Origin of the sequence: Geodermatophilus chilensis (assembly GCF_002802985.1) — a bacterium.
Lineage (GTDB): Bacteria > Actinomycetota > Actinomycetes > Mycobacteriales > Geodermatophilaceae > Geodermatophilus > Geodermatophilus chilensis.
Map to the genome: position 1 here is coordinate 1 of NZ_NVPT01000060.1, position 21,138 is coordinate 21,138.

Annotated in this window: 12 protein-coding genes and 1 pseudogene; 8 read left to right on the plus strand and 5 right to left on the minus strand. The window is 72.2% G+C overall.

Features of this window, described 5'->3' with window-relative positions; genetic code table 11:
* Window positions 1-297 precede the first annotated feature (297 nt).
* Window positions 298-942: a response regulator gene (locus CNO22_RS11960; RefSeq protein ID WP_232806981.1), complete on the plus strand. Its 645-nt coding sequence runs from the start codon at window positions 298-300 to the stop codon at window positions 940-942.
* A 105-nt stretch (window positions 943-1,047) separates the two neighbouring features.
* Here CNO22_RS11960 and CNO22_RS11965 read toward each other — a convergent pair whose 3' ends face one another.
* A complete protein-coding gene (locus tag CNO22_RS11965; protein WP_198588271.1) occupies window positions 1,048-1,464 on the minus strand; it encodes a PIN domain-containing protein in 417 nt (138 codons plus the stop codon).
* Window positions 1,461-1,667, minus strand: a complete 207-nt coding sequence (locus CNO22_RS11970; RefSeq protein WP_100499592.1) for a DUF2191 domain-containing protein — start codon at window positions 1,665-1,667, stop codon at window positions 1,461-1,463. The genes CNO22_RS11965 and CNO22_RS11970 overlap by 4 nt, the downstream gene beginning before the upstream one ends.
* Window positions 1,668-2,053: 386 nt before the next feature.
* On the opposite strand from CNO22_RS11970, the gene CNO22_RS11975 reads away from it, so the two are divergent.
* The 4 genes from CNO22_RS11975 to CNO22_RS11990 are packed head-to-tail and all read left to right on the plus strand — an operon-like array spanning window position 2,054 to window position 9,928.
* Window positions 2,054-6,115: a TIGR02680 family protein gene (locus tag CNO22_RS11975; protein ID WP_157936914.1), complete on the plus strand. Its 4,062-nt coding sequence runs from the start codon at window positions 2,054-2,056 to the stop codon at window positions 6,113-6,115.
* Complete coding sequence (locus CNO22_RS11980; RefSeq protein ID WP_100499594.1) at window positions 6,112-7,599, plus strand: TIGR02677 family protein; 1,488 nt, start codon at window positions 6,112-6,114, stop codon at window positions 7,597-7,599. Before CNO22_RS11975 ends, CNO22_RS11980 begins: the two co-directional genes overlap by 4 nt.
* On the plus strand, window positions 7,599-8,723 hold the full coding sequence (locus CNO22_RS11985) for a TIGR02678 family protein (protein WP_100499595.1): 1,125 nt from the start codon (window positions 7,599-7,601) through the stop codon (window positions 8,721-8,723). The genes CNO22_RS11980 and CNO22_RS11985 overlap by 1 nt, the downstream gene beginning before the upstream one ends.
* A 32-nt stretch (window positions 8,724-8,755) precedes the next feature.
* Window positions 8,756-9,928, plus strand: a complete 1,173-nt coding sequence (locus CNO22_RS11990) for a DUF2399 domain-containing protein (RefSeq protein WP_100499606.1) — start codon at window positions 8,756-8,758, stop codon at window positions 9,926-9,928.
* 117 nt (window positions 9,929-10,045) lie between these two features.
* Here the strand turns inward: CNO22_RS11990 and CNO22_RS11995 are convergent.
* The 3 genes and pseudogenes from CNO22_RS11995 to CNO22_RS12005 form a co-directional block, all read right to left on the minus strand.
* Window positions 10,046-10,884: pseudogene (locus CNO22_RS11995) on the minus strand (IS5 family transposase).
* A 258-nt stretch (window positions 10,885-11,142) separates the two neighbouring features.
* Complete coding sequence (locus CNO22_RS12000; RefSeq protein ID WP_100499607.1) at window positions 11,143-13,278, minus strand: alpha/beta hydrolase; 2,136 nt, start codon at window positions 13,276-13,278, stop codon at window positions 11,143-11,145.
* Window positions 13,279-13,328: 50 nt separating this feature from the next.
* Entirely contained in the window at window positions 13,329-14,444 is a 1,116-nt protein-coding gene (locus CNO22_RS12005) for a class I SAM-dependent methyltransferase (RefSeq protein WP_100499596.1), read from the minus strand.
* Window positions 14,445-14,547: 103 nt separating this feature from the next.
* Here CNO22_RS12005 and CNO22_RS12010 point away from each other — a divergent pair, with 103 nt between their 5' ends.
* From CNO22_RS12010 to CNO22_RS12020, 3 genes are all read left to right on the plus strand, one after another.
* The gene (locus CNO22_RS12010) at window positions 14,548-17,277 is read left to right on the plus strand and encodes an ATP-binding protein (RefSeq protein ID WP_100499597.1); all 2,730 of its coding nucleotides are present in this window, start codon (window positions 14,548-14,550) and stop codon (window positions 17,275-17,277) included.
* Between the two features lie 168 nt (window positions 17,278-17,445).
* Window positions 17,446-18,681, plus strand: a complete 1,236-nt coding sequence (locus CNO22_RS12015; RefSeq protein WP_100499598.1) for a cation:proton antiporter — start codon at window positions 17,446-17,448, stop codon at window positions 18,679-18,681.
* Between the two features lie 395 nt (window positions 18,682-19,076).
* Window positions 19,077-21,047 carry a cation:proton antiporter gene (locus tag CNO22_RS12020; protein ID WP_100499599.1) on the plus strand — a complete coding sequence of 657 codons (1,971 nt, stop codon included), beginning with the start codon at window positions 19,077-19,079 and terminating at the stop codon, window positions 21,045-21,047.
* The last annotated feature ends 91 nt before the right edge of the window (window positions 21,048-21,138 follow it).

Consider the following 21,138-nt stretch of genomic DNA (forward strand, 5'->3'; position numbering starts at 1 on the left):
CTTCGGATATGTCCCTAGACAAGACACATCCTTGCTGGTCAGGAGCACCTTTCAGTTGATCAACACCCGGTCCCGCCGCCCTGCCGTGAAAGCCCCGGGCTAGTGCGACCGGCCCCACGGCTGCGGGCTACGGCCTTGTGGGCATGGCCGAGCGCGCGACCCTGCTCGGCGGCACCTTGCGCGCCGGACCCGACGCCGCCGGCGGCTGGACCGTTGACGTCGTCCTCCCCCGAGTGGTCTCGATGCATGGGTGACTCGACTAGCGCCAGTGTTTCTCGCCCAGGCACGACCGTCCGCGTGCTCGTCGCCGACGATCAGGACATCGTGCGAACCGGGCTCGTCATGATCCTCGACGCCCAGCCCGGCATCACCGTCGTTGGCGAAGCCGCCGACGGACAGGAAGCGGTTGCCCTAGCTCGTACGCTTCGGCCCGACGTATGCCTGCTCGACATCCGCATGCCCGAGGTCGATGGGATCGAGGCCACCCGCCAGCTGGCCGGACCCGACGTGACACACCCGCTCCCCGTCGTTGTCATCACGACCTTCGACTTGGACGAGTATGTCTACGGGGCGTTGAAGGCGGGCGCCCGCGGCTTCCTGCTCAAAGACGCCGGCCCCGAACTGCTCACCCAGGCGATTCACGCGGCGGCTCGCGGCGACGCCCTGATCGCCCCCAACATCACTGCCAGGCTCCTCGCGGCCTTTGCCAAGTCCCACCGCAGTCCGCGGCTACCGCAGCCCGTCGAGCCGCTTACCGCGAGGGAGAAGGAGGTGTTGCTCGCCGTCGCACGCGGGTCCACCAATGGCGAGATCGCCGACCAGCTGTACATCAGTCTCAGCACCGTCAAGGCCCACATCGCCGCCCTCATGCGCAAACTCGACGCCCGCAACCGGGTCGAGATCGCCATGTGGGCCTACGAAGCAGGCCGCATCACAACCTAGTCCTGGTCGACCGAAGTGGGGCATGCCCGGCACCCCGCAGGCGTGTGCGTATGTACCGTGTCGCCCCTCGGACACCAGCTCATGCACACCTCTTGGTGGGTGCTACTACGCGGTTCCTCGTGGCACGACCCACCGGTGCTCGAAGGCGAGTACCTCGGCAGCGATCTCGAAGTCGCCGTCGTAGTGCAGGACCGTCATTCCGTGCTCAGCTGCCAGCACGGCGGTCAACAGGTCGGCGATGCCTACCGCTCGGTGCCGCCCAGTGCGAGCCAAGACGCGCTGCGCGTCGAACGCACCCAGCCAGTGTCCGTCATCGGTGGGCAGGTATTCGTACGCCCCGCGGCGGTCGGCGCGCACCTGCTCGTACTCCGCCGGGCTGCGGGCGCTGTAGAGCGCCTCGGCATCCAGGGTGGCGCAGGTGGCCACCAGGCCGCCGCTGATGAGTGGCTCCAACCTGTCCGCGACGGCAACCAGCCGCATCCGGGCCGCCGCGCTGGTGTCGATGAGGAACCGCGCGATCACCGCCACACGTCAGCTCGCTTGGTGGAATCCGCCATGGTCTCCAGCCCGCCCTCGCGCAGCCACGTCACCTGCCGCGCACGGGCGGCCGCGCTCGCCGCCTGTTGCAACGCGGCGCGGACGGTGTCCGAAACCCCGGTGGTGTTGAGCTCGCGTTGCGCCGAAGCCAGCAATTCGTCGTCGAGGTCGATCAAGCGCTTCGTCACCGGCGGGACCCTTTCCGGGCGTATATACGAGGACTGGCTGCAGTATAAGCAGGGGCGAGTCGAAAACTTGTCCCGCAGCTGAAGATTGATGGGCGTTGAACGGCGGAAGGGCCGTACGTCCGCCGATGACCCGAGGGGGGAGCTGGCCGCCGTCCGCATATGACTGGGCCAGGTCGAGCAGTTCAGCCACTTCGGCGTCGCGATCGGCAGGCCGTGGACCGCATCGATGGCGGCGGGGCTCGACGAGACGCGACGAGGATGTGACGAGCATGGCCATCAACGTGCCGAGCAGCCCGTGGCGCTCCCTCGTCAACGCCGGTGAGGTCGGCCGCGCCGGAACTGTCGGTAGCCTCCGGCAACCTACGACCGAGCGCGAAGGAGGGAACGTGACGTCGACGACCGCGCCACGGTGGCGCCCTTCCCGTGCCGGGATCCTGAACGTCTATCAGTACGAGGACGAGACCCTGCACTTCGCGGGCGGTCGCCTGCTGCTGCGTGGCGTCAACGGCTCCGGCAAGTCTACGGCGATGAACATGCTGCTGCCGTTCCTGCTCGAGGCCGACACCCGGAAGATCGACGCGGCGGGCGAGCAGACCGGGGTGCTGCGGTCGTGGATGCTCGCCGACACGGACGAGACGCAGCGCACCGGCTACCTGTGGATCGAGTTCGCCCGCGCCGACCCGGATGCGCCAGGGGGCGTGCGGCACCACACCGTCGGTTGCGGCATCCGCGCCAACCGCAGCACCGATCGGGTCACGCCCTGGTGGTTCTCGACGCCGCTGCGGCCGGGCATCGACTTCTCGCTGACAGCACACCGGATTCCTCTGGCCATCGACGCACTGCGCGCCGGGCTGGGCACCGACGCCGTCTTCACCACGCCCGCCGACTACCGCGAGGAAATCTCCCACCGGTTCTTCGGCGGCGCCGACCCGTCCGGCTACCTCGCGCTGCTCCACCAGGTGCGCAATCCGCGGGTCGGTGACCGGATCGACGCCGACCTTCCCCGCCGGTTGCAGGAGGCATTGCCGCCGGTTCCCGAGGCCGCCGTCGCCGACGCCGCCCAGCCCCTGGAGGATCTCGAGGGGCACCGCCACAACGTCACAGCCCTGACGCAGACCCACCGCGCGCTGGCCAGCGTGCTCGACACCTACCGGCATTACGCCCGACGTGTCCTTCTGGCCGCGGCCGATCGGACCGCAGACGCCGTGGGTTCGGCACGCTCGGCGCTGCAGCGCCGGGGCAGACTGCGCACCGCCGCGGAGATGGCCGAGGCCGACGAGCGACGAATCCACGGTGAGGTCACCCGGCTGGGCCGCGAGCACGGCGAAGCAGCGGCGGCACTGGCGGGCCTCATCGCCTCCCCGGCTTACCGCGACCTGCAGGCGCTGCTCGCCCGCCGCGACCACGTCACCAGTCTTGAGTCCCACGCCCGCACGCTGGCGGAGCAGAGGGCGACTGCGGAGGACCGCGTGCGGCAGGCGGTCGGCCGGGTCACGGCGGACCGCAGCCGGCTCGACGGCGATCTGGCCCGCGTCGCGGAAGGGATTCGGCAAGCCGACCGGCACGCTCGCGCCGCTACCGTCCGGCTCTCGCTGCCCGATCCGCCGGTGCTGCGGACGCAGGACCTCGGCGATGACGTGGAAGGACCCGACGGCGATGCTCTGGCCGGCGTGGACGTCGGCCCCGCTGCCGACGCCGTACGGGTCCGCCGCCAGCAGGTCACCGATGTGACGGCGATGCTGGGTCGCGCCGAGGCCGCAGACGCCGCCGCCACCGCGGCGCTCGGCCGGGCGGACGACGCCGACAAAACGGCCGCGCAGGAGCGGGAGGTCGCCGCCGAGGCCCGAGCGACCGCCGAACAGTCCGCGGAGCGGCACCGGGAAGCCGTTCTGACCTGGGCGAATCGGCTCGCCGCCCATGCTGCGGCCGTGCCACCGGCCGAACCCGGCGGGTCAGCCGGCTGGCTGCCCGTTCCGCCCCGGCCGGATCCGGGTGGTGCGGACCTGCGCGAGCTCGCCCGCGTTCGGGTCGCCGAAGCCGGTAGGGCCGCGGCCAAGACCGACTCCGCGCTCGACCCAGTCCTGGGCGTCGCGGCCCTGCGGGTGGAACGCGCGGCCGCCGACGTCGCACGGCTGAGGTCCGAACTGGCCGAGGTCCGCGGCGCCGAGGAGCTGCCTCTCCCCCGCGCTCGGTGGCAGGGTGCCGAACCGGCCGACCCCGCACTGTTCGCCTCGCTCGTCGACTTCTCCCCAGGCCTGGACGACGGACGCCGGGCGGGAATCGAGGCGGCGTGCGAAGCCGCCGGACTGCTCACCGCAGCCGTGCGAGCCGACGGCTCCGTCGTCACCGGGTCCGGGGAGCTGCTGGCGGCGGCCGGCCCGCCCGTGACCCCGAACCTGGCATCGCTGCTCGTCCCGGCCGTGCCCGACGACGCCGGCATCGACGCCGCCACCGTCTCGCGAGTGCTCGCCCACATCGGGATCGGAGCCGGTTCCACGGCCGCGCTGTGGGTGGCCGACGACGGCCGGTTCGGGTCCGGCCCGCTGCGCGGCCGACACGCGAAGGCCACCGCCGAGCACATCGGTGCCGGGGCGCGGGCGGCCGCGCGAGAGCAGCGGATCGCGGTGCTCGGGGCCCAGCTGATCGAGCTGGCACAGCGGCACGAGACCGAGCGCGCCATCCACACCGCACTCACCATCTTCCGTACGGACCTCCGGGAGATCGCCGCCGCCGTACCGCCCACCACAGCCGTCGACGACGACGACGCCGCCGCCGCGGGCGCCGTGCGAGACGCGCAGCGGGCTGCCGAGCGGGCCATGACGCTGCGGACGGCAGCAACCACCGCATCCGCTGCGGCCGAACAGGCCTGGGCACGCGCGCAGACAGCGGCCGCCGAGGCCGGACTCTCCCTGGACGCCGCCCTGCTGAAGGCCACGGCCGCGGCCGTCGAGGATTCGGCGGCGGTGCTGCGGTTGCTTCCCGACCACATCGCCACCACCCGCCGCTCACAGGCCGACTGGGCCGGAGCCATCGCCGACTGGCAGCACGAGGCGGAGCAGGTGCGCGAGGCTGCAGAGCTAGCCGACTCCGCGGCGGCGATCAGCACCGCGGCCCGAACCGAACTCACCACCGCCGAGGCCGCGCTCGGCGAAGAGCCCGAACGCGTCGCCGTCCAGGTCGAGGAGACCACCGCCCGCCGCGACGGCCTCGCCGTCGACCTCGACGCCGCCCGCGGGTCCCACACCATCGCCGTCGCTGCCGCCGCCACGGCCCGCGCGGACGCCGGCGCCGCCGAGCAGTCGGCCGCCGACGCCGAACGAGGGTGCCGCGCCGTTCGGGCGGCACTGCTGAAGGTGGCGGCCACCCCGGGACTGCTCCCGACGGCAGCCGCTGGGGAGCCACCAGAGTTGCCTGCCGACGGCGACACCGTCGATGGTGCCGCCCGACTGGTGGCGGCCGTCCGCGACGGCGTGCCCAGTCCGGAGCGCGACGTCGACGAGGACGCACTGGATCGCTCGCTGCGCGCCATCCGCGACTCCCTGGGCGCCGGCTGGGACGCCGAAGCCCGCCGCGGATCCGACGGCGCGCCGGTGGCGGTCGAGGTGTCGGGCCCCTACGGCCGTCGTGCACTGCTCGACGCCACCCTGCAGGTGGCCTCCGACCTGCGACGGGCTCAGGGCCTGCTCACCGCGCAACAGGACCAGGCCTTGCGCAACCTCCTGCACGGCCGCATCGCGCACGAGGTCGCGGCGGCGCTGTTCGATGCCCGCGAACTGGTCGACAGCATGAACGCAATCCTCGGCGAGATCACCACCAGCCAGGGCATCGGCGTACGACTGGACTGGCGCACGCGCAGCGACCTCGACCCGGCCACCGCCACCGCGCTGCGGCTTCTTGCAAAGGACCCCGACGCGCGCACCGCCGAGGAGGACGCATCGGTCCGGACAGCCGTCGCCGGGCTCGTCGAAGAAGCCCGCGCCGCCGACCCGGACGCCTCCTACCGCGATGTCATCGGCGGCGTGCTCGACTACCGCAGCTGGCACGAACTCAAGATCTACCTGCGCCGCCCGGGCCGCAGTGACGAAGTGCTCAGCCGGCGCACGCGGCTGTCCGAGGGCGAGAAGAAGCTGGTCACCTACCTGCCGATGGCAGCGGCTGCGGCCGCGTCGGCGGCCGCACACGACCCGCAGGGCGTCGGCGCACCGCGGCTGATCCTGCTCGACGACGCCTTCGCGAAGGTGTCGGAGGACAATCATGCACGACTGTTCGGGCTGCTGGTGAGCCTCGATCTCGACTTCGTCGTCACCAGCGAGCGGCTGTTCGGTACCCACGCCAGCGTGCCCGAGCTGGCGATCACCGAGGTGCTCCGCGATCCCGATCTGCGCACCATCGCCCTGGTGCACTACTACTGGGACGGGCGGCACCGCACGGAGCTGGCGGCGTCGTGAATCGCACCGACGTCTTCAACTACGTCACCGAGAGCCCCGACTACCGGGTGATCCTCGGCGTCTTCGCGGGGACCTTCTTCGCCGAGCTGACCCCCGATGACGTCGCCTCCCGCCTCGCCGACGCCGGCGTCGAGCTGCCGGCAGAAACGGTCGCCGCGAGGTTGGAGAGCTTGCGCGGCTGGGGCAACCTGGAGGTGTCGGCGTCCGTCGGGCAGGTCAGCAGCGTCGCCGACTACTACCGGCGGCGCAACCGCTACCTCATCACCCGGGTTGGGCAGGAGGTGCACGAGCTCGTCGAGGGAGTGCTGACGCAGGTCGACGACGTCCGCGACGTCTCGCTCGGCCGGCTAGACGCGCTCGCCGCCGCCCTCGAAGCGCTGCTCGCGCTCGACGCCGAGAATGCCGAACCCGCCGCGCTCGCTGATGCCGTCCGCGCCGTGTTCGACCCGCATCGCGCCTTCTCCGCCGAGATCACCCAGTTCTTCGCGGCGATCAACCAGTGGCAGTCGCGGTTCGACCTCGACGAGGCCGAGTTCGCGTTCTTCTCCGAGGTGTTGGTCGGGTATGTCGGCGAGCGCCTGGAGTCGCTGGAGCGCCGCGCCCGGCCCATTTCCGCGTTGCTCGACGCGCTCACACCACGCATCCCGGTGCTGGTCGCGCGGGCGCGGGACGGGCTGGCCGCCCGGGTGGCCGACGCCGGGCTGGACGGGGTGCGGGTCCGTCCCGAGCACGGCAGCACGGCCGGTGACTGGGAGAATCTCTCGGCCTGGTTCCGAAGCCGTCCCAGCGCGCCCAGCCGCGTGGCAACGCTGGGCCGCGACGCGGTCAACGCCGTGCGCACGCTGACCCAGAACCTCATGCGGCTGTCCCGGTCAGGCGTGGGCGGATTGTCACGGCGGGCCGACTACCTGAGCCTGGCGACGTTCTTCGACGACGCCGGCCGTACCAACCCGTCCGAGCTCCCCCGGCTCGCCGCGGCTGCGTTCGGCCTGTTCGCCTGCCGCCACCTCGGTGCGGCTGCGGGCGACGACACCGATCCCGTCGCGGTCACCACCTCCTGGTGGGACGCCCCTCCCGCTCACGTGCCGGTGAGCCTGCGCGAGCGCGGCGACACCACCAACCGCGGGCGCTCCGGCCAGGTGCAGGACCGGTCGCTGCAGCGCGGACACCTGCTGGCCCGCCGCCGCGCCGACGAGGAACGCGCCGCGGCTGTCCGGTCGGAACTGCTGGCCGCCGCCGGTCCCGACGGAGCCTTGGCCGACGGGGTCGTGCTGCCCGAGCGTGCGCTCGCCGTGCTGCAGCGACTGCTCGGTCCGGCGTTGGCGGCGATGGGTCCCGGACGCGTCAAGGGCGAGACCGAGGTAGACGGCCTGCGCTGCGTCGTCGAGCGTCGTCCGGGCGAGTCCACCACCGTGTACACACCCGTCGGAGCCTTGCGATTGATGGACCTGACCTTGTCGATCAGCGCCGCACAGGAGGAGTGATGGACGACGATCCGCAGCGCGCCGGTGAGCTGACCGGCGCGGCGCGGGCGCTGCTGACCCGCCCGTGGCGCACCGCCGAGGCCGATCGACCGCTGTTCCTGCTCATCCGCCGCCACGCCGAGCAGCTCGACCGCTGGTTCACCCAGCGCCTGGGCTACCGGCTCGTGGTCGGCACCGACACCGCGCGGCTGGTCAAGTCCGGGCACCTGCCGGTCGACCGACCGCTGCGCACCCTTACGCAGCGTCCGTTCACCGCGCGCGAGTACACCGTGCTCGCGCTCGTGCTGGCCGCTACGGCGGCGGGGCCGGACCGGATCAGCCTGCGCGATCTGGTGCTGCAGGTCCGCTCCGCCGCCGCCGACGCCGGCATCACCCTCGACGGCGCCACGAGTGAGCGCCGTGCCCTCGTCACCGCCCTACGGTGGCTGGTCGAACACGGCATCGTGCGTGAGCTCGACCGCTCGGTCACCGGCTATGAGTCCGATGCAGACGCCGATGCCCTGCTCGAGGTCCGCAACGACCGGATGGCGCTGCTGCCGGCGCCTGCGCTGGTGGACGCGCGATCGGCGGATGAGCTGCTCGACCGCGCCGGGGGTGAGGACACCGGACGGGCAGCGCTGCGCCGCCGGTTGGTGGAGGACCCCGTGCTGCACGCCGACGACGTCGCGCCGGAGGACTGGGCCGAGCTGCGCCGCCGCTTCGGTGAGGAGTCCCGCTACCTCGAGGAGATGTTCGGGCTGGTCATCGAAGCCCGGGCCGAGGGTGCCGCCGCTATCGACATCGACGGCGGCTGCACCGACATCACCTTCCCGGCCGGCGGCACCACCGCCCACGCCGCACTGCTGCTCCTGGACGTGCTTACCACCAGCCACCGCGACGGCGCCGACACTGCCGTCCTGGACGGCGAACTACGTGACCTGCTGGACCGGTACGGTCGCTTCTGGCGCAAGGACGTGGATCCGGACGACCTGCGCGGCGAGGCCGTCGGGCTGCTGACGGCGATGGCCGTCGTCAGCGTCGAACTCGGCGGGCGGGTGCGCCCCCGCCCGGTCGCGGCCCGGTTCGCGCCCATCGTCGCCATGGCCGATACGGACGGCGACTGGGGACAGCAGAGCCTGCTGTGAACACCTTCCTGGCCGACCCGGCGCTGCAACCGATGTGGCGGTCCGTGGCTGCCGCCCTTGACCGCAACGGCCTGGGTTGGCGAGGCCGGTTAACACTGCCCGACCTCACGCCCGAGGGACGCCGACGGCTCGGAATCCTGGTCGAGAGCCGGATCTCGCCCACTCGCCGCACGGTCGCACTTGATGCCGTCGCGGCCGGCGTGGAGCGCCTCACCGGCGCCACCTTCGTCGACGCTCTGGCGACACTCGGACACGCACCCACCGGCCGGCGGGAGTCCGCGCTGGCCCGATGGGACGCCAGGCAGCAGCGGCGAGCCGCGCTGGACGCTGCGACCGTGGTTCACCTTGGCGATGCAGCGTGGGTGAGCGCCTGGCGCGACGCCGCCTGGACCGACGGGCTGTTCGCCAGTTCCACCGCGCAGGAGGTCACCACGGCCGTCCTGCGGCTCGGGCAGGTGCTCGCCTCCGCCGGCTCAGGCCGCAGCCGCACCGAGGTCGCGGCGCAACTGTTCGGTGACGCGCACGCGCTGGACACCTCCACCCGGCTGGCCACCCTGGTCACCCGGTCCTTGGCCACCCGCGACGGCCCGGGCGACGAGCGCAGCGTGTGGGAACGCGCCGGCCTGCCGCTGGACCTCGTGTCGGCCCCCGTGCTGACCTGGGCCCTGCCGGTACTCGGAGCAGGTGGAGTCGCCGACGCGGTGCGGACGATGACGGCGGCCGAACTGCCGATGCAGCTGTCGGTGCTCGCACTTCGAGCGTCCCCGCTGACCGTCGCGCCCGGGACGCCGGTGCTGGTGGTGGAGAACCCGCGGCTCGTGGAGGTCGCGGCACAACGCCGCCTCGCGGCTGCGGTGCTCTGCACCAACGGCAACCCGACCACGGCCCCAAGCCTGACCATCGCGCAGCTCCGGTCATGCGGAGCGCAGCTGCGCTACCACGGTGATTTCGACGCGCCCGGCCTGGCGATGACGGGCCGCGCCCGGGACGCCGGATGTCAACCGTTCCGCATGTCCGCCGCTGATTACCTCGATGCGCTTGCCAACGCCTCGGCCGCCGGGGTGGAACTGCCCCGTGACTCCGCGGCCGCGCCCACGACACCGTGGGATCCGGCCCTGGCCATCGCGTTCGACGAGCACCGCGCGGTCGTTCACGAGGAGCGAGTGATGGACGACGTCCTCAGCGCCCACCTGGCCGACCGCTGACCGCCGAGCCGCGGCCCGCTGACCGGGCAGACTGCCTGGGCCCCGAGTGCTCGGCGCGGCTACCCGCTTCGACCACTCCCAGCCTGGGCACTTCCCCTTAGAGCTCCCGCCAGTAGGTCAACGGATCCGCGGTGATCTTGGCCGGGTGTTCCAGCGGTAGAGGTACCAGGCGGCCCGCCGTAGAGCACGGACGGTGACGATGGCCGCGGCCAGGGCCAGGTAGGCGTCGACACAGTCTTTGCGGCGTTCGGTGCAGCGGCGGAGTCTGCCGAAGTCGTTGAGCCAGGAGTTGGCCCGCTCCACCACCCACCGCTTGCCGACCTGGATCGGCGCGGGTGCGCCGCGGGAGGCGATCTCGCCGAGCAGGCCGCGCTCGTCGAGTGCTTCTCGGCAGGGCCGGTAGTCGTAGCCGGCGTCCAGGTGCACGGTCACCTCGGCCGGCAGGGGGCGAAGTCCTTGAGCGCGTCCAACGTCTCCGGCAGGAGGACGTGATCGACGGTGTTGGCCGGCGCGGACACCGTGACCATCGGCACGCCGGCGCCGTCGGACAGCTGGGACCGCTTCATGCCGCCCTTGCCGCGGTCCACCGGGCTGCGACCAGCGCACTGCCCGCCGCAGGGGGCCTTGGTCGTGCAGCCGTCCACCGCCACGTCGGCCAGGTCCAGGCCGACCATCCTGTCGTAGGCGTCGAGGGCGGCCAGCCGCAGAGCATCGAAGATGCCCAGCCGGATCCACTCGTCCCGGCGGCGGCGCATAGTCGTGGCCGAGCAGGCGGCGTCGCCGATCCGCTCGTATCCGGCGCCGAAGACCAGCGCCTCGACGAGCTTGTCGAAGACCACCGCATCGTCGATGCGGGGTCGGTGACAGCCCAGCGGATGCTCATCGACGTGCGGCGGCAGCAGCGCGAGGAACTGCTCGCGCAGCGGGTCAAGGATGCAGGATGGGACGGCAGGCACGAGCGGTCCACAGCTCACGGAGCGTTAGCACCTTCGCGAGCGTGGCCCTCGTGCCTGCCCTCCACGCTCAACCACGCCGAACGCCGCAGCTCTGCCTACTGGCGGGGGCTCTTATCGGCGCCTTCCTGGCGACGAACAGGGCCGGTGTCAGACGGCCCCCAGCCGTGTGCGTATGTAGCGTGTCGCCCCTCGGACACTCACTGCGATGTCGCGGGACACCGTTCACATGCGAGTCGCGACGTCGTTCCACGGCCAAGGTCAGAGGAGCTCGGCCAGCAGATCGGCGGCCCGGACGGCACCGTCGGTCTCGACCGGCCGGTAGGCGACGTCGTGGGCGACTTCTGCGACGATGGCCCCCGCCAGCACGTCGGCGTCCGCGGCCTGGTGATAGGCAAGGCAACGCCCCGCCTCGTAGCGGTCCAGACGCTTCCGGACGTGGAAGTTCTGCTCGAAGTGCCGGCGCAGCGGCACGTAGAGGAAGGGCTTGCGGAGCGCGGTCAGCTCCATGCAGGTCGTCAGTCCACCCTGGACGACGGCGACGTCGCAGGCGGCCAGGTGGTGGTAGAGGTCGGGCAGGTAGCCCAGCACCCGGACGCCCGCCCGGCGGGGCAGTGACGCCGGGTCGATGCGCGGCCCGGTGACGACCACGAAGCGCAGCTCGGGCATCAGGCGACGGGCCGGCGGGACGGCGTCCAGCACGCGGTGCAGCAGCGAGCTACCGACACCCGACCCGCCGACGGTCACCAGGCACAGCTTCTCGTCGGCACCGACCCCCAGCCCGCGCCGCAGCTCCTCCGTCCCGCGCAGCGCGGCCGGATCGAAGCCCGTCACGTACCCGGCGAAGTCGAAGTTCGCCGTCGTCCACTCACGGATCGACGGCAGGCCCGGCCCGAAGTCGTCGCCCACGATGTCCTCGGCGTTGCCCACGAAGATCGAGCGGTCCCGCACCTGCCGGTAGCGGGCCCGCTGCTCGATCATCTCGGCGTTGTAGTCGGCGGTCAGCTCCACCTCACGCCGGCCGCCCTCCGGCATGGGCAGCCAGCCGACGAAGTCGGTCATCCAGGCGAAGGGGAACCGCTTGAGTTCGGGGTTCTCGTGCAGGAAGTAGTCAACGTCCCATGCCTCGTCCCCCACGACCAGGTCGTAATCACCGTCGCGGACAACGTCGGCGAAGGCCATGAAGTTGTTCACGAGGATTTCGTCCATCCCCCGGATCGCCTGGAAGGCGTGCAGGTCGTGCTCGCCCGACTCGTGCTCGATGTGCCCGGACTCGTTCGCCAGCCAGGCCGAGGCCGGATGCACGCGTTCGCCTTTTTCGGCGAGCACACGGCTGACCGGGTGCTGGGCCAGCCAGTCGATCTCCAGGTCGGGGTGACGGGCGCGGAGCTCGCCGGCGATGGCCACGTCGCGAAGAGCGTGGCCGAGCCCGATCGGTGAGGAGAGGTACAGCGCCCGGCGCCGACGCCGGGCCGCACGCACCCACGTCGTCCGCGCGGTGCGGGGGCACAGCCGGTCGACGAACGCAGCAATCAGGTGGTTGACCCGGACGGGATCCCGGGCCGGGGGGCCGTGCCCGGCGCCCTCCAGGAGCACCAGCGAACCACCGGTCAGCTCGGCCAGCCGTTCGCCTACGGTGGAGTTCCGCACCCGGTCGTCGGTGCCGTGCACCACGGTGACTGGGCACCGCACGCGTCGGCAGAGCGGCTCCAGCGGTTCCATCACCGCGCCGTCGCACCCCAGCCTGCCGGCCGTCGTGTCGACCAGGGTCTCCGGGGTCGTCTCGTGGCCCCAGGCGATGGCGTCCTCGATCTGCTTGCTGGAGTGCGGCTCGCTGTACATCTGCCCGAAGAAGAACTCCAGGAAGGCTGCGTAGTCGCCCTCGAGCCAGAAGTGCCGGTTGTACATCGCCCAGCCCGCCTGCGTCTCCAGCCGGTCCGCCCACGGGGCCCGGTCCCGGGGGTGATGCGGGATCGGGAACCCGCAGGACGGCGAGATGGCGAAGAGGCCGAGGACTCGGTCAGGATGGTGCGCCGCCACGTGCACCGACCACGAGGCCCCGCAGGACAGCGACACGAACACGGCCCGGTCGGTGCCGGTGGCGTCGAGCACGGCCACCGCGTCCCGTGCGTACTCCACGTCGGCGTAGGCCCGGGCCCCGACCGGGCGGTCGGAACGACCGCTGCCGCGGCCGTCGAAGACCACCACCCGGTAGTGCCGCGCCAGGTAGCCGACCTGCGCCTTCCAGAACCGCGACGGCACGATCGCCCAGGTCGGCATCAGCAGCACCGTGGGCCGGTGCCCCTCCCCGAACACCTCGTAGGCCAGCCGGACGCCGTCCCGCTCAACGACGCCCTGGACGTCGGGGTCCCGGGCCCGGCTGGGTGCATGCCCCACGACGGCAGTCTGCTGCTCGGGACCCGCGTCGAGAAGCCGATCGGCCACCGTCACGGACGGACTTCGAGGACGTTGTTGAACGGGGTGTTCGCCGCTGCCCGGAAGCGGCCGAAGCCCGCCGCGGTGGAGACGTCCCGGATGCGGGCCGGCCCGGCCTGCGTGCCCAGCGCCAGGCCGACCTCCTGGGACAGCGACGCCGGGGTGCACAGCAGAGTGGAGAAGCCGTAGTAGGCGCGACCCACCGGGTTGAGGTTGTCCTCCACCCGGTCCCCCGCCATCGGCTCCACGACCATCCAGGTGCCGTCGTCCGCGATCGTCTCCCGCACGTGGCGCGCCGCCCCCACCGGATCGCCCATGTCGTGCAGGCAGTCGAACATCGTCACCAGGTCGAAGCCCCGGTCGCTGCCGCTGCCGGAGAAGCTCCCGGCAGGGGCGACCTCGAAGCGGACCCGGTCCTGCACTCCGGCCGCGGCCGCCCGTGCGCGGGCGATTTCGATGGACCCCGCGTGGTAGTCGGAGCCGATGAACGTCGACCGCGGGAAGGACCGGGCCATGAGGATGGTGGAGGCCCCGTGCCCGCAGCCGACGTCGGCCACCGAGGCACCCCGCTCCAGCTTCCCGACGACGCCCTCCAGTGCGGGCAGCCACTCGTCGATCAGGTGCGCGTTGTACATCGTGCGGAAGAACCGCTCGCACCCGACGTGCACGTCGCTGTTGTGCGCGTGCCAGCCGACCCCGTTCCCGTCCCGCGCGGCGTCGAGCACCCCCGTGGCGTCGCGCACGGTCCCGTGGGCGAGTTGGAAGAAGCCGGGCAGGTAGCCCGGGCTCGTCTCGTCGACGAGGGCCGCGGCGTGCTCGGCGGGCAGGGTGTACTGGCGGGTCGGCGGGTCGTACTCGACGTAGCCTCCGGCCGCCTGGGCGCTCAACCACTCCCGGGCGTAGTGCTCGCTGGTGGCCGTCCGCTCGGCCAGCTCCGACGGCGTGGTCGGCCGGCCGTCGGCGAGCGCGCGGTAGTAGCCCAAGGCGTCGCCCATTACCACGAGCGCGGTGTTGAGGGTCGCACCGACCTCGTCCACGGCCCGGAAGACGAAGGCCATGAGCTTGTCGGGGTCGATCGGCCGGGGCGGGATCTGGTCGGGGACGGGGGGCTGCTGGATGGTGCTCATGACGAGTCCTTCTGCAGGGTCGGTTCGGATGCTCCCGACCGTCGTCGCTCAGACGCCGCCGTCGCATCAGGAGACCCCCCTGATCCGTCCCTAGACTCGGCGGATGCTGGTCGGTCGCGATCGCGAGCGCCGCCGCATCCAGGCCCTGCTGGCCGCGGCGCGGGTGGGCGCCGGGGCGGCGCTCGTCCTCTCCGGCGAGGCCGGGATCGGCAAGACGGCCCTGCTCGACGATGCCGCGGCATCCGCCACGGGCCTGCACCTGCTGCGGGCGACCGGCACCGAGCCCGAGATCGAGGTGTCCTTCGGTGGGCTGCTGCAGGTGCTGCGGCCGGCGCTGGCCCACCTCGACCGGATCCCGCCCCCGCAGGCCGAGGCGCTCGGCTCGGCCCTGGCCCTGCGCCCGGGCATCGGTGTCGACCGGTTCGCCGTCGGCGCGGCCACGCTGAGCCTGCTCAGCCGTTTCGCCGAGGACCAGCCGGTGGCCGTGCTGGTCGACGACGCGCACCTGCTCGACCGGCCCTCCGCGCAGGCGCTCACCTTTGCGGCCCGACGGCTGACGGTCGATCCGGTGGTGCTGCTGGCGGCCGTGCGGCCCGGTGTGCCGGGTCCGCTGACCGAGGCCGGTCTCCCGGTCCTTCCGGTCGGGGGTCTCTCCCCCACCGATGCGTCGGAGCTCGTCACCGCGACCGGTCGCCGGCTCGGCGCGGGAGCCGCCGCCCGCCTGTACGAGGCCACCGGCGGCAACCCCCTGGCCCTGCTGGAGCTCTCGGACGACGCCACCGCTCTGGACGCGCTCCCACCGTCGGCTCCGCTCCCCGTGCCCGCGTCCCTGGCCCGCGCCTTTGCGCGCCGGGCCGACCGGCTCTCCGAGCCGGCGCGAGCCGCGCTGCTGGTGGCCGCGACCGGCGGCAGCGATCTGGGTCCGATCGGCCGGGCGTGCCAGACCCTCGGCGTCCCCATCGAGGCGCTGGAGGAGGCCGAAGACGCCGGACTGCTCACCCTCGTCGCCGGCGGGGTCGCCTTCCGGCACAACCTGGTGCGCTCCGCGGTCTACTCCGAGGCCCCACCGGCCACTCGTCGCGCGGTCCATCGCGCGCTCGCCGAGGCGCTCGCTCGGGACGACGTGGACCGGTCGACCTGGCATCTCGGGGAGGCGGCGCTGGGTCGGGACGAGGACACCGCGCGAATGCTGGAGTCCGCGGCGTCACGGGCGCGCGACCGCGGCGCGCACGCCGTCGCCGCGGCCACCTTCGACCGCGCGGCACGCCTGACTCCCGACCCCGACCAACGCGTCCACCGGCTCGTCGCCGCGGCCGAGGCCGCCTGGCGCGCAGGCATGGGCGACGAGGCGAGCGGGCTGCTGGCGCGGGCGGCGGAACTGCGCCAGCCTCCCGCGCTCCGGGCCAGGGCTGCGGCGCTCCGTGGGACCATCTCCGCCCGTACCGGGGCCGCCGAGACCGGGCGCGACGTCCTGATGGCGGCGGGAGCCGAGAGCGCCGACGCGGATCCCGACACGGCGATCAGGATGCTGGGCGACGCGGTCCTGGCCTGCTTCTTCCTGGGGGACGCCGCCACCATCGTCGACGCGTCCCGCCGCATCGACGAGCTCGTCCGGCGCGCCGACACCGAGGCGGCGCGGTGGGTGGGCGACATGGCGTGCGGAATGGCCGGCGTGCTCACCGGCCACGGTGGTCCGGAGCGCCTCCGCCGCGCCGTCCGACAGGTCGTGCCCGGCGGTCCGCTGCTCGGTGATCCGAGCCTTGCACCCTGGCTGGTCCTGGGCCCGCTCTTCCTCCGCGAGAGCACGACCGGCAGGGAGCTGGTCCAGACGGTCGTGGAGGATCTCCGGCGCCGCAGCGACGTCGGCGGCCTGCCGTTCCTGCTGTTCCAGGTCGCGCGGGATCAGGCCACCCGGGACCGCTGGGACCTCGCGGAGGTGAGCTACACCGAGGGCATTGCGCTGGCTCGGGAGGCGGGTCACACCTCCGACCTCGCGGCGTGCCTCGCCGGACTGGCCTGGCTGCAGGCCCGGCAGGGTCGCGACACAGAGTGCCGGGAGCACGCCGACGAGGCGCTCCGCATCTGCACCTCGCGGCACCTGCAGCTGTTCCAGGTCTGGTCGCTGTTCGCACACGGCGACCTGGACCTCGCCAGGGGCCGGCTGGATCAGGCGGTCGGCCGGTTCCAGCACCTCGCCCTGCTCCTCGACGACCTCGGCGTGTACGACGTCGACCTCTCCCCCGCCCCGGAGCTGGTCGACGCCCTCGTCCGCCTGGACCGGCGTGACGAGGCCCGGGAAATGGCGGACTCCTATGCGGCACGCGCGACTGCCAAGGGCCAGCCGTGGGCACTCGCGCGCTCTGCCCGGGCCTCGGCCCTGCTGTGTCCGGACTCGGCGATCGACGAGCAGTTCGGTCTCGCCCTCGCTCACAACGCGCGGACACTCGACGTCTTCGAGCGGGCACGGACGCACCTCGACCACGGCGCGAGGCTGCGCCGGGCCCGCCGCCGTGCCGATGCTCGTGTTCCCCTCCGCGCCGCGCTCACCACGTTCGAGGCCCTTGGCGCGGTGCCCTGGGCGGATCAGGCAGCCGGTGAGCTGCGGGCCACCGGCGAGATCGCGCACCGGCGGGGCGCCAGCGCCCTCCGCGACCTCACTCCCCAGGAAGTGCAGATCGCGCGGATGCTCGCCGAGGGACGGACCACCCGGGAGACGGCGGCGGCTCTCTTCCTGAGTCCGAAGACCGTCGAGTACCACCTGCGACACGTCTACATCAAACTCGGCGTGAATTCCCGGGCGGAGCTGGTGGACAGCCTGGCGACCCCATCCTGACGCGGCCCCAGCCCAAGCCGCTGGTCATGTACCGATTCGCCCCTCGACACCGATTCTGAAGTTCGGCCAAGGTGGCGGCGTGGGCCGGGTCCGCCGTCCGGTCCGGCATCCCGCCTCGTCCCTCCCGGCTACGGCACAGGCAGCGCGCAATACGGGTAGACCGGCGGGGTGCACCTTCTGCTGGCCTTCGCCATCGTCCTGTTCGCCGGTGTCCTGCTGTCCGGCCTGGCGCACCGGACGGTTCTCTCCACCGCCGTGCTGTTCCTCGCCGGGTTCGTCCTCGGCGGTGGTGTCACCGGAGTGGTCGACCTGCGGCCCGATGACGACATCGTCGTGGGCCTCGCCGAACTGGCCCTGTTCTCGGTCCTGTACACGGACGGGATGCGGGTGGGCTTCTCCGACCTGCGCCGTGCCTGGCGTCTTCCCGTCCGGGCCCTCGTGCTCGGAATGCCGTTGACCTTCGGCGTCACCGCCGTCCTGGCCCACTACGTCGCCGGACTGCCGTGGCTCGAGTCCATGCTCGTGGGAGCTGTCCTCGCTCCGACCGACCCGGTCTTCGCCTCCGCGATTGTCGGCCGGGAAGAGGTGCCCGGCCGACTGCGCTCACTGCTCAACGTCGAGAGCGGCCTCAACGACGGCCTGGCCCTCCCGGTGGTGCTGGTGCTCCTGTCCGTGCTGGAACAGGACGACGTCTCGCTGACGTCGCTGGCCACCGAACTCGCCCTCGGCGTGGCGCTGGGAGTCTTCGTCCCGGCGCTCGCGGTGCTGCTGATCCGCAGCCGGTACACGTCGGCGACGCCGCTGTACGCCTCGCTGGGCGGCCTGTCGATCGGATTGATGGTGCTCGGGATCGCGAGCGTGACGCACGCCAATCTCTTCCTCGCGGCATTCACCGCCGGCATCACGGTGGCGACGCTCGCCCCGGATGTGGAGCACTCGTTCGCCGAATTCGATGAGCTGGTGACCGAGTTGCTGAAGCTGGCCGCCATTCTTGTCTTCGGCGCTCTGATCTCACCGGCCTTCCTGGGTGAGATCCCCCTCAGCGGCTACCTCTTCGCCGTGCTGGCACTCGTGCTCGCGCGCCCGATCGCGATCTTCTTGTCCCTGCTTCGCAGCCGCTTGCCGTTGCCCGAGCAGGCCGTCGCCGCCTGGTTCGGACCGAAGGGTTTCGCATCCGTGGTGTACGGGCTGCTCATCCTCGAGGCCGGGGTCACCAGGGGGGACGAGATGTTCCACCTGGTCGCACTGGTGATCTTCGCTTCGATCCTGGCGCACTCGTCGACCGACGTGCCGATCGCCCACGCGTTCGCTCGGGCCGAGACACGACGATCGGGCCCCGCCCTCGCCGCAGAGCCGGCAGTCCTCCAGGAGACGGAGGAACCGCGGAAGGATCGACAGGGCTGACCTGTGACAGAGGGCGGCGTCCCGAGAAGGGGACTCGGTCCCCCCCGAGAGGGACGACATCGAGATGGGTGAGTGCCCATGCGGCGGATCACCCCGGTGATGGGGACGAGACTGCCTCCCGCACGGTCCCCGGCCCTGGCCCGGTGGTCTCGACCGACACGGTCGTCTCCGGCCGGGGCGGGCGGCCGTTCCCGCCCCCGCCCGGGATGCACCAAGGGGTCGCGCTCGCCCGCGAGGGCATGGGTGCCCGTCCCCTGCAGGGCTCGGCCGATGAGGACCGCATGATGGCCGCGTCAGCTCCGAGTCAGGGAAGACTCCGAGATGCCGCGCGGACAGCGTGGTGGCACGGTCTGCCCGACGCGTGCCGTCCTCGTCGATGAGGCGGAGGAGCACCGGTGGAACTACCACGTCTGCTGCTCGAGACGTCCGTACTTCTCGCGCTGGCCGTGGTGCTGGGACTGGTCGCTCGACGAGTCGAGATCCCGCTCAGCGTCATCCTGGTCGTCGTCGGCTTCCTGGCCTCCGCGGCGGGCCTCGCCCCGGAGATCGCGCGCCTTGAGGGCGAAGCCTTCGAGGAGGTGGTGGTGTTCCTGTTCCTGCCGGTGCTGGTCTTCGCCGCTGCGCTGGGTGTCGATCTGCGCGCCTTCGTCCGCAACCTGGGCGCGATCCTCGCACTGGCCGTCCCGGCCTTCCTCGTGTCCGCGGTGCTGGTGGGCGTCACCCTGCACTGGGCGCTCGGCACGGCGCTGGTGGTGGCGTTCCTCTTCGGTGCGTTGATCTCCGCTACCGATCCCGTCGCAGTCGTCGCCGTGTTCCGCGAGGTGGGTGTGCCGCGCCGGCTGTTGACCCTGGTCGAGGGGGAGAGCCTGCTCAACGACGGCGTTGCGATCGTCCTCTTCGCCGTCCTCCTCGACGCGGCACTCGGCGGACCGGTGAGCGTCGGCGCCGGGGTCCTGGAGTTCGTCGTCGTTTTCGGTGGCGGGGCCGGGTTCGGGATCGTCCTGGGCCTCGCCGCTTCCCTGGCGCTGCCCTGGCTGGGCCGGCTGCCGGCCGCCGGCCTCTCACTGGCCATCGCCTACGGCTCCTTCGTCCTCGCCGATGCCGTCCTCGGGTTCTCCGGGGTCATGGCGACCGCGGCGGCCGGAATGGTGCTGTCCGGGTTCGCTCCGAGCCGCGCATCGGCCGAGGTGCGGGAGATGTGGGAGCAGACGTGGGAAGCGCTGGACTACGTCGCCAACGCGCTGCTCTTCCTGCTGATCGGCCTGGTGATCGGCCCGAGGGCACTGCTGGACCATCTCGGTCCGATCGCCCTGGCGGCCGCCGTCGTGCTGATCGCCCGTGCCCTTGCCGTCGTCCCGGTGGTGTGGTTGCTCGAGCGGCTGGCCCACATCCCGCGGCTGGGCTGGCGCAACGAGGCGGTGCTGATCTGGGGCGGGCTCCGCGGCGGGGTCGCACTTGCGCTCGCCCTCGCGCTGCCCGAGGAACTGGCCGAGCGGGGGCTCCTCGTCGCTCTGACCGGTGGCGTCGTACTCGCCACGCTGCTGCTCAACGCCACCACGATCCGCTGGCTCGTCTCCCGCCTGGGCCTCACGACACCGACCCTCGCCGACCGCTACCTGGTGGCGATAGCACGGGTGTCGGCTACCGAGGCGGCGCAGAAGGGGATGACCGACCTGGGGCTGGCCGCCGATCCGCAGACGAGCGCCGAGCTCGCGGAGACGGGTAGGGCGGCACGGCAGGACGTGGCTGACCTGGATGTCGATGAGGAGGAGGAGTACCGCATCGTGGTAGGCCGCGGTCTGCACGTCGAGCGCCGCACGTACCAGATGCTCGGTGACGAGGGCCTGCTGCCACCTGCGGTCACCCGCACGCTGCTGCACGAGGTGGACGACGAGATCGACGATCTCTCCCTTCGAGGCAAGGACCACCGGCTGGGGACCACCCGCCGGTCCCGCTCCCGCCGCGGGGAGCAGGTCAGTCGGCGGCTGATCGGCCTGCTGCCCGAGCCCGCGGGCAGTGATCCGAGCGAACTGGCGTACGCGGAGGCCACCGCCCGCCGGCTCGCCGCGCGACGCACGTCCGACGCGCTCGACGTCTTCGGTCAACTGCCCTCGATCCGGCAGGAGACCGTCGAAGACGCTCGGCGGACCTTCGCCGAGTGGGAACAGCGGGCCATCGCCGAGTTGGACGAGCTCGACGCCCACTCCCGACCGGACGCCGCCACACTGCGCGCGCGACAGGTGAAGACGCTCGCCGCGGCGGCCGCCAGCCGGGAGCTGAACGAACTGATCGAGTCAGGGTTGTTGCCCGAGCAGGTGCTCGGATCGACCGGAACGGCACGGATTGACCGGCCCGCTGAGGTCTGAGCCGAGGGTCGGTCCACTCGTCACGGCAACGCCCGCAGGCGTGTGCGCATGTGGCGTGTCGCCCCTCGGACACCGAGTCGACCCCCACGGT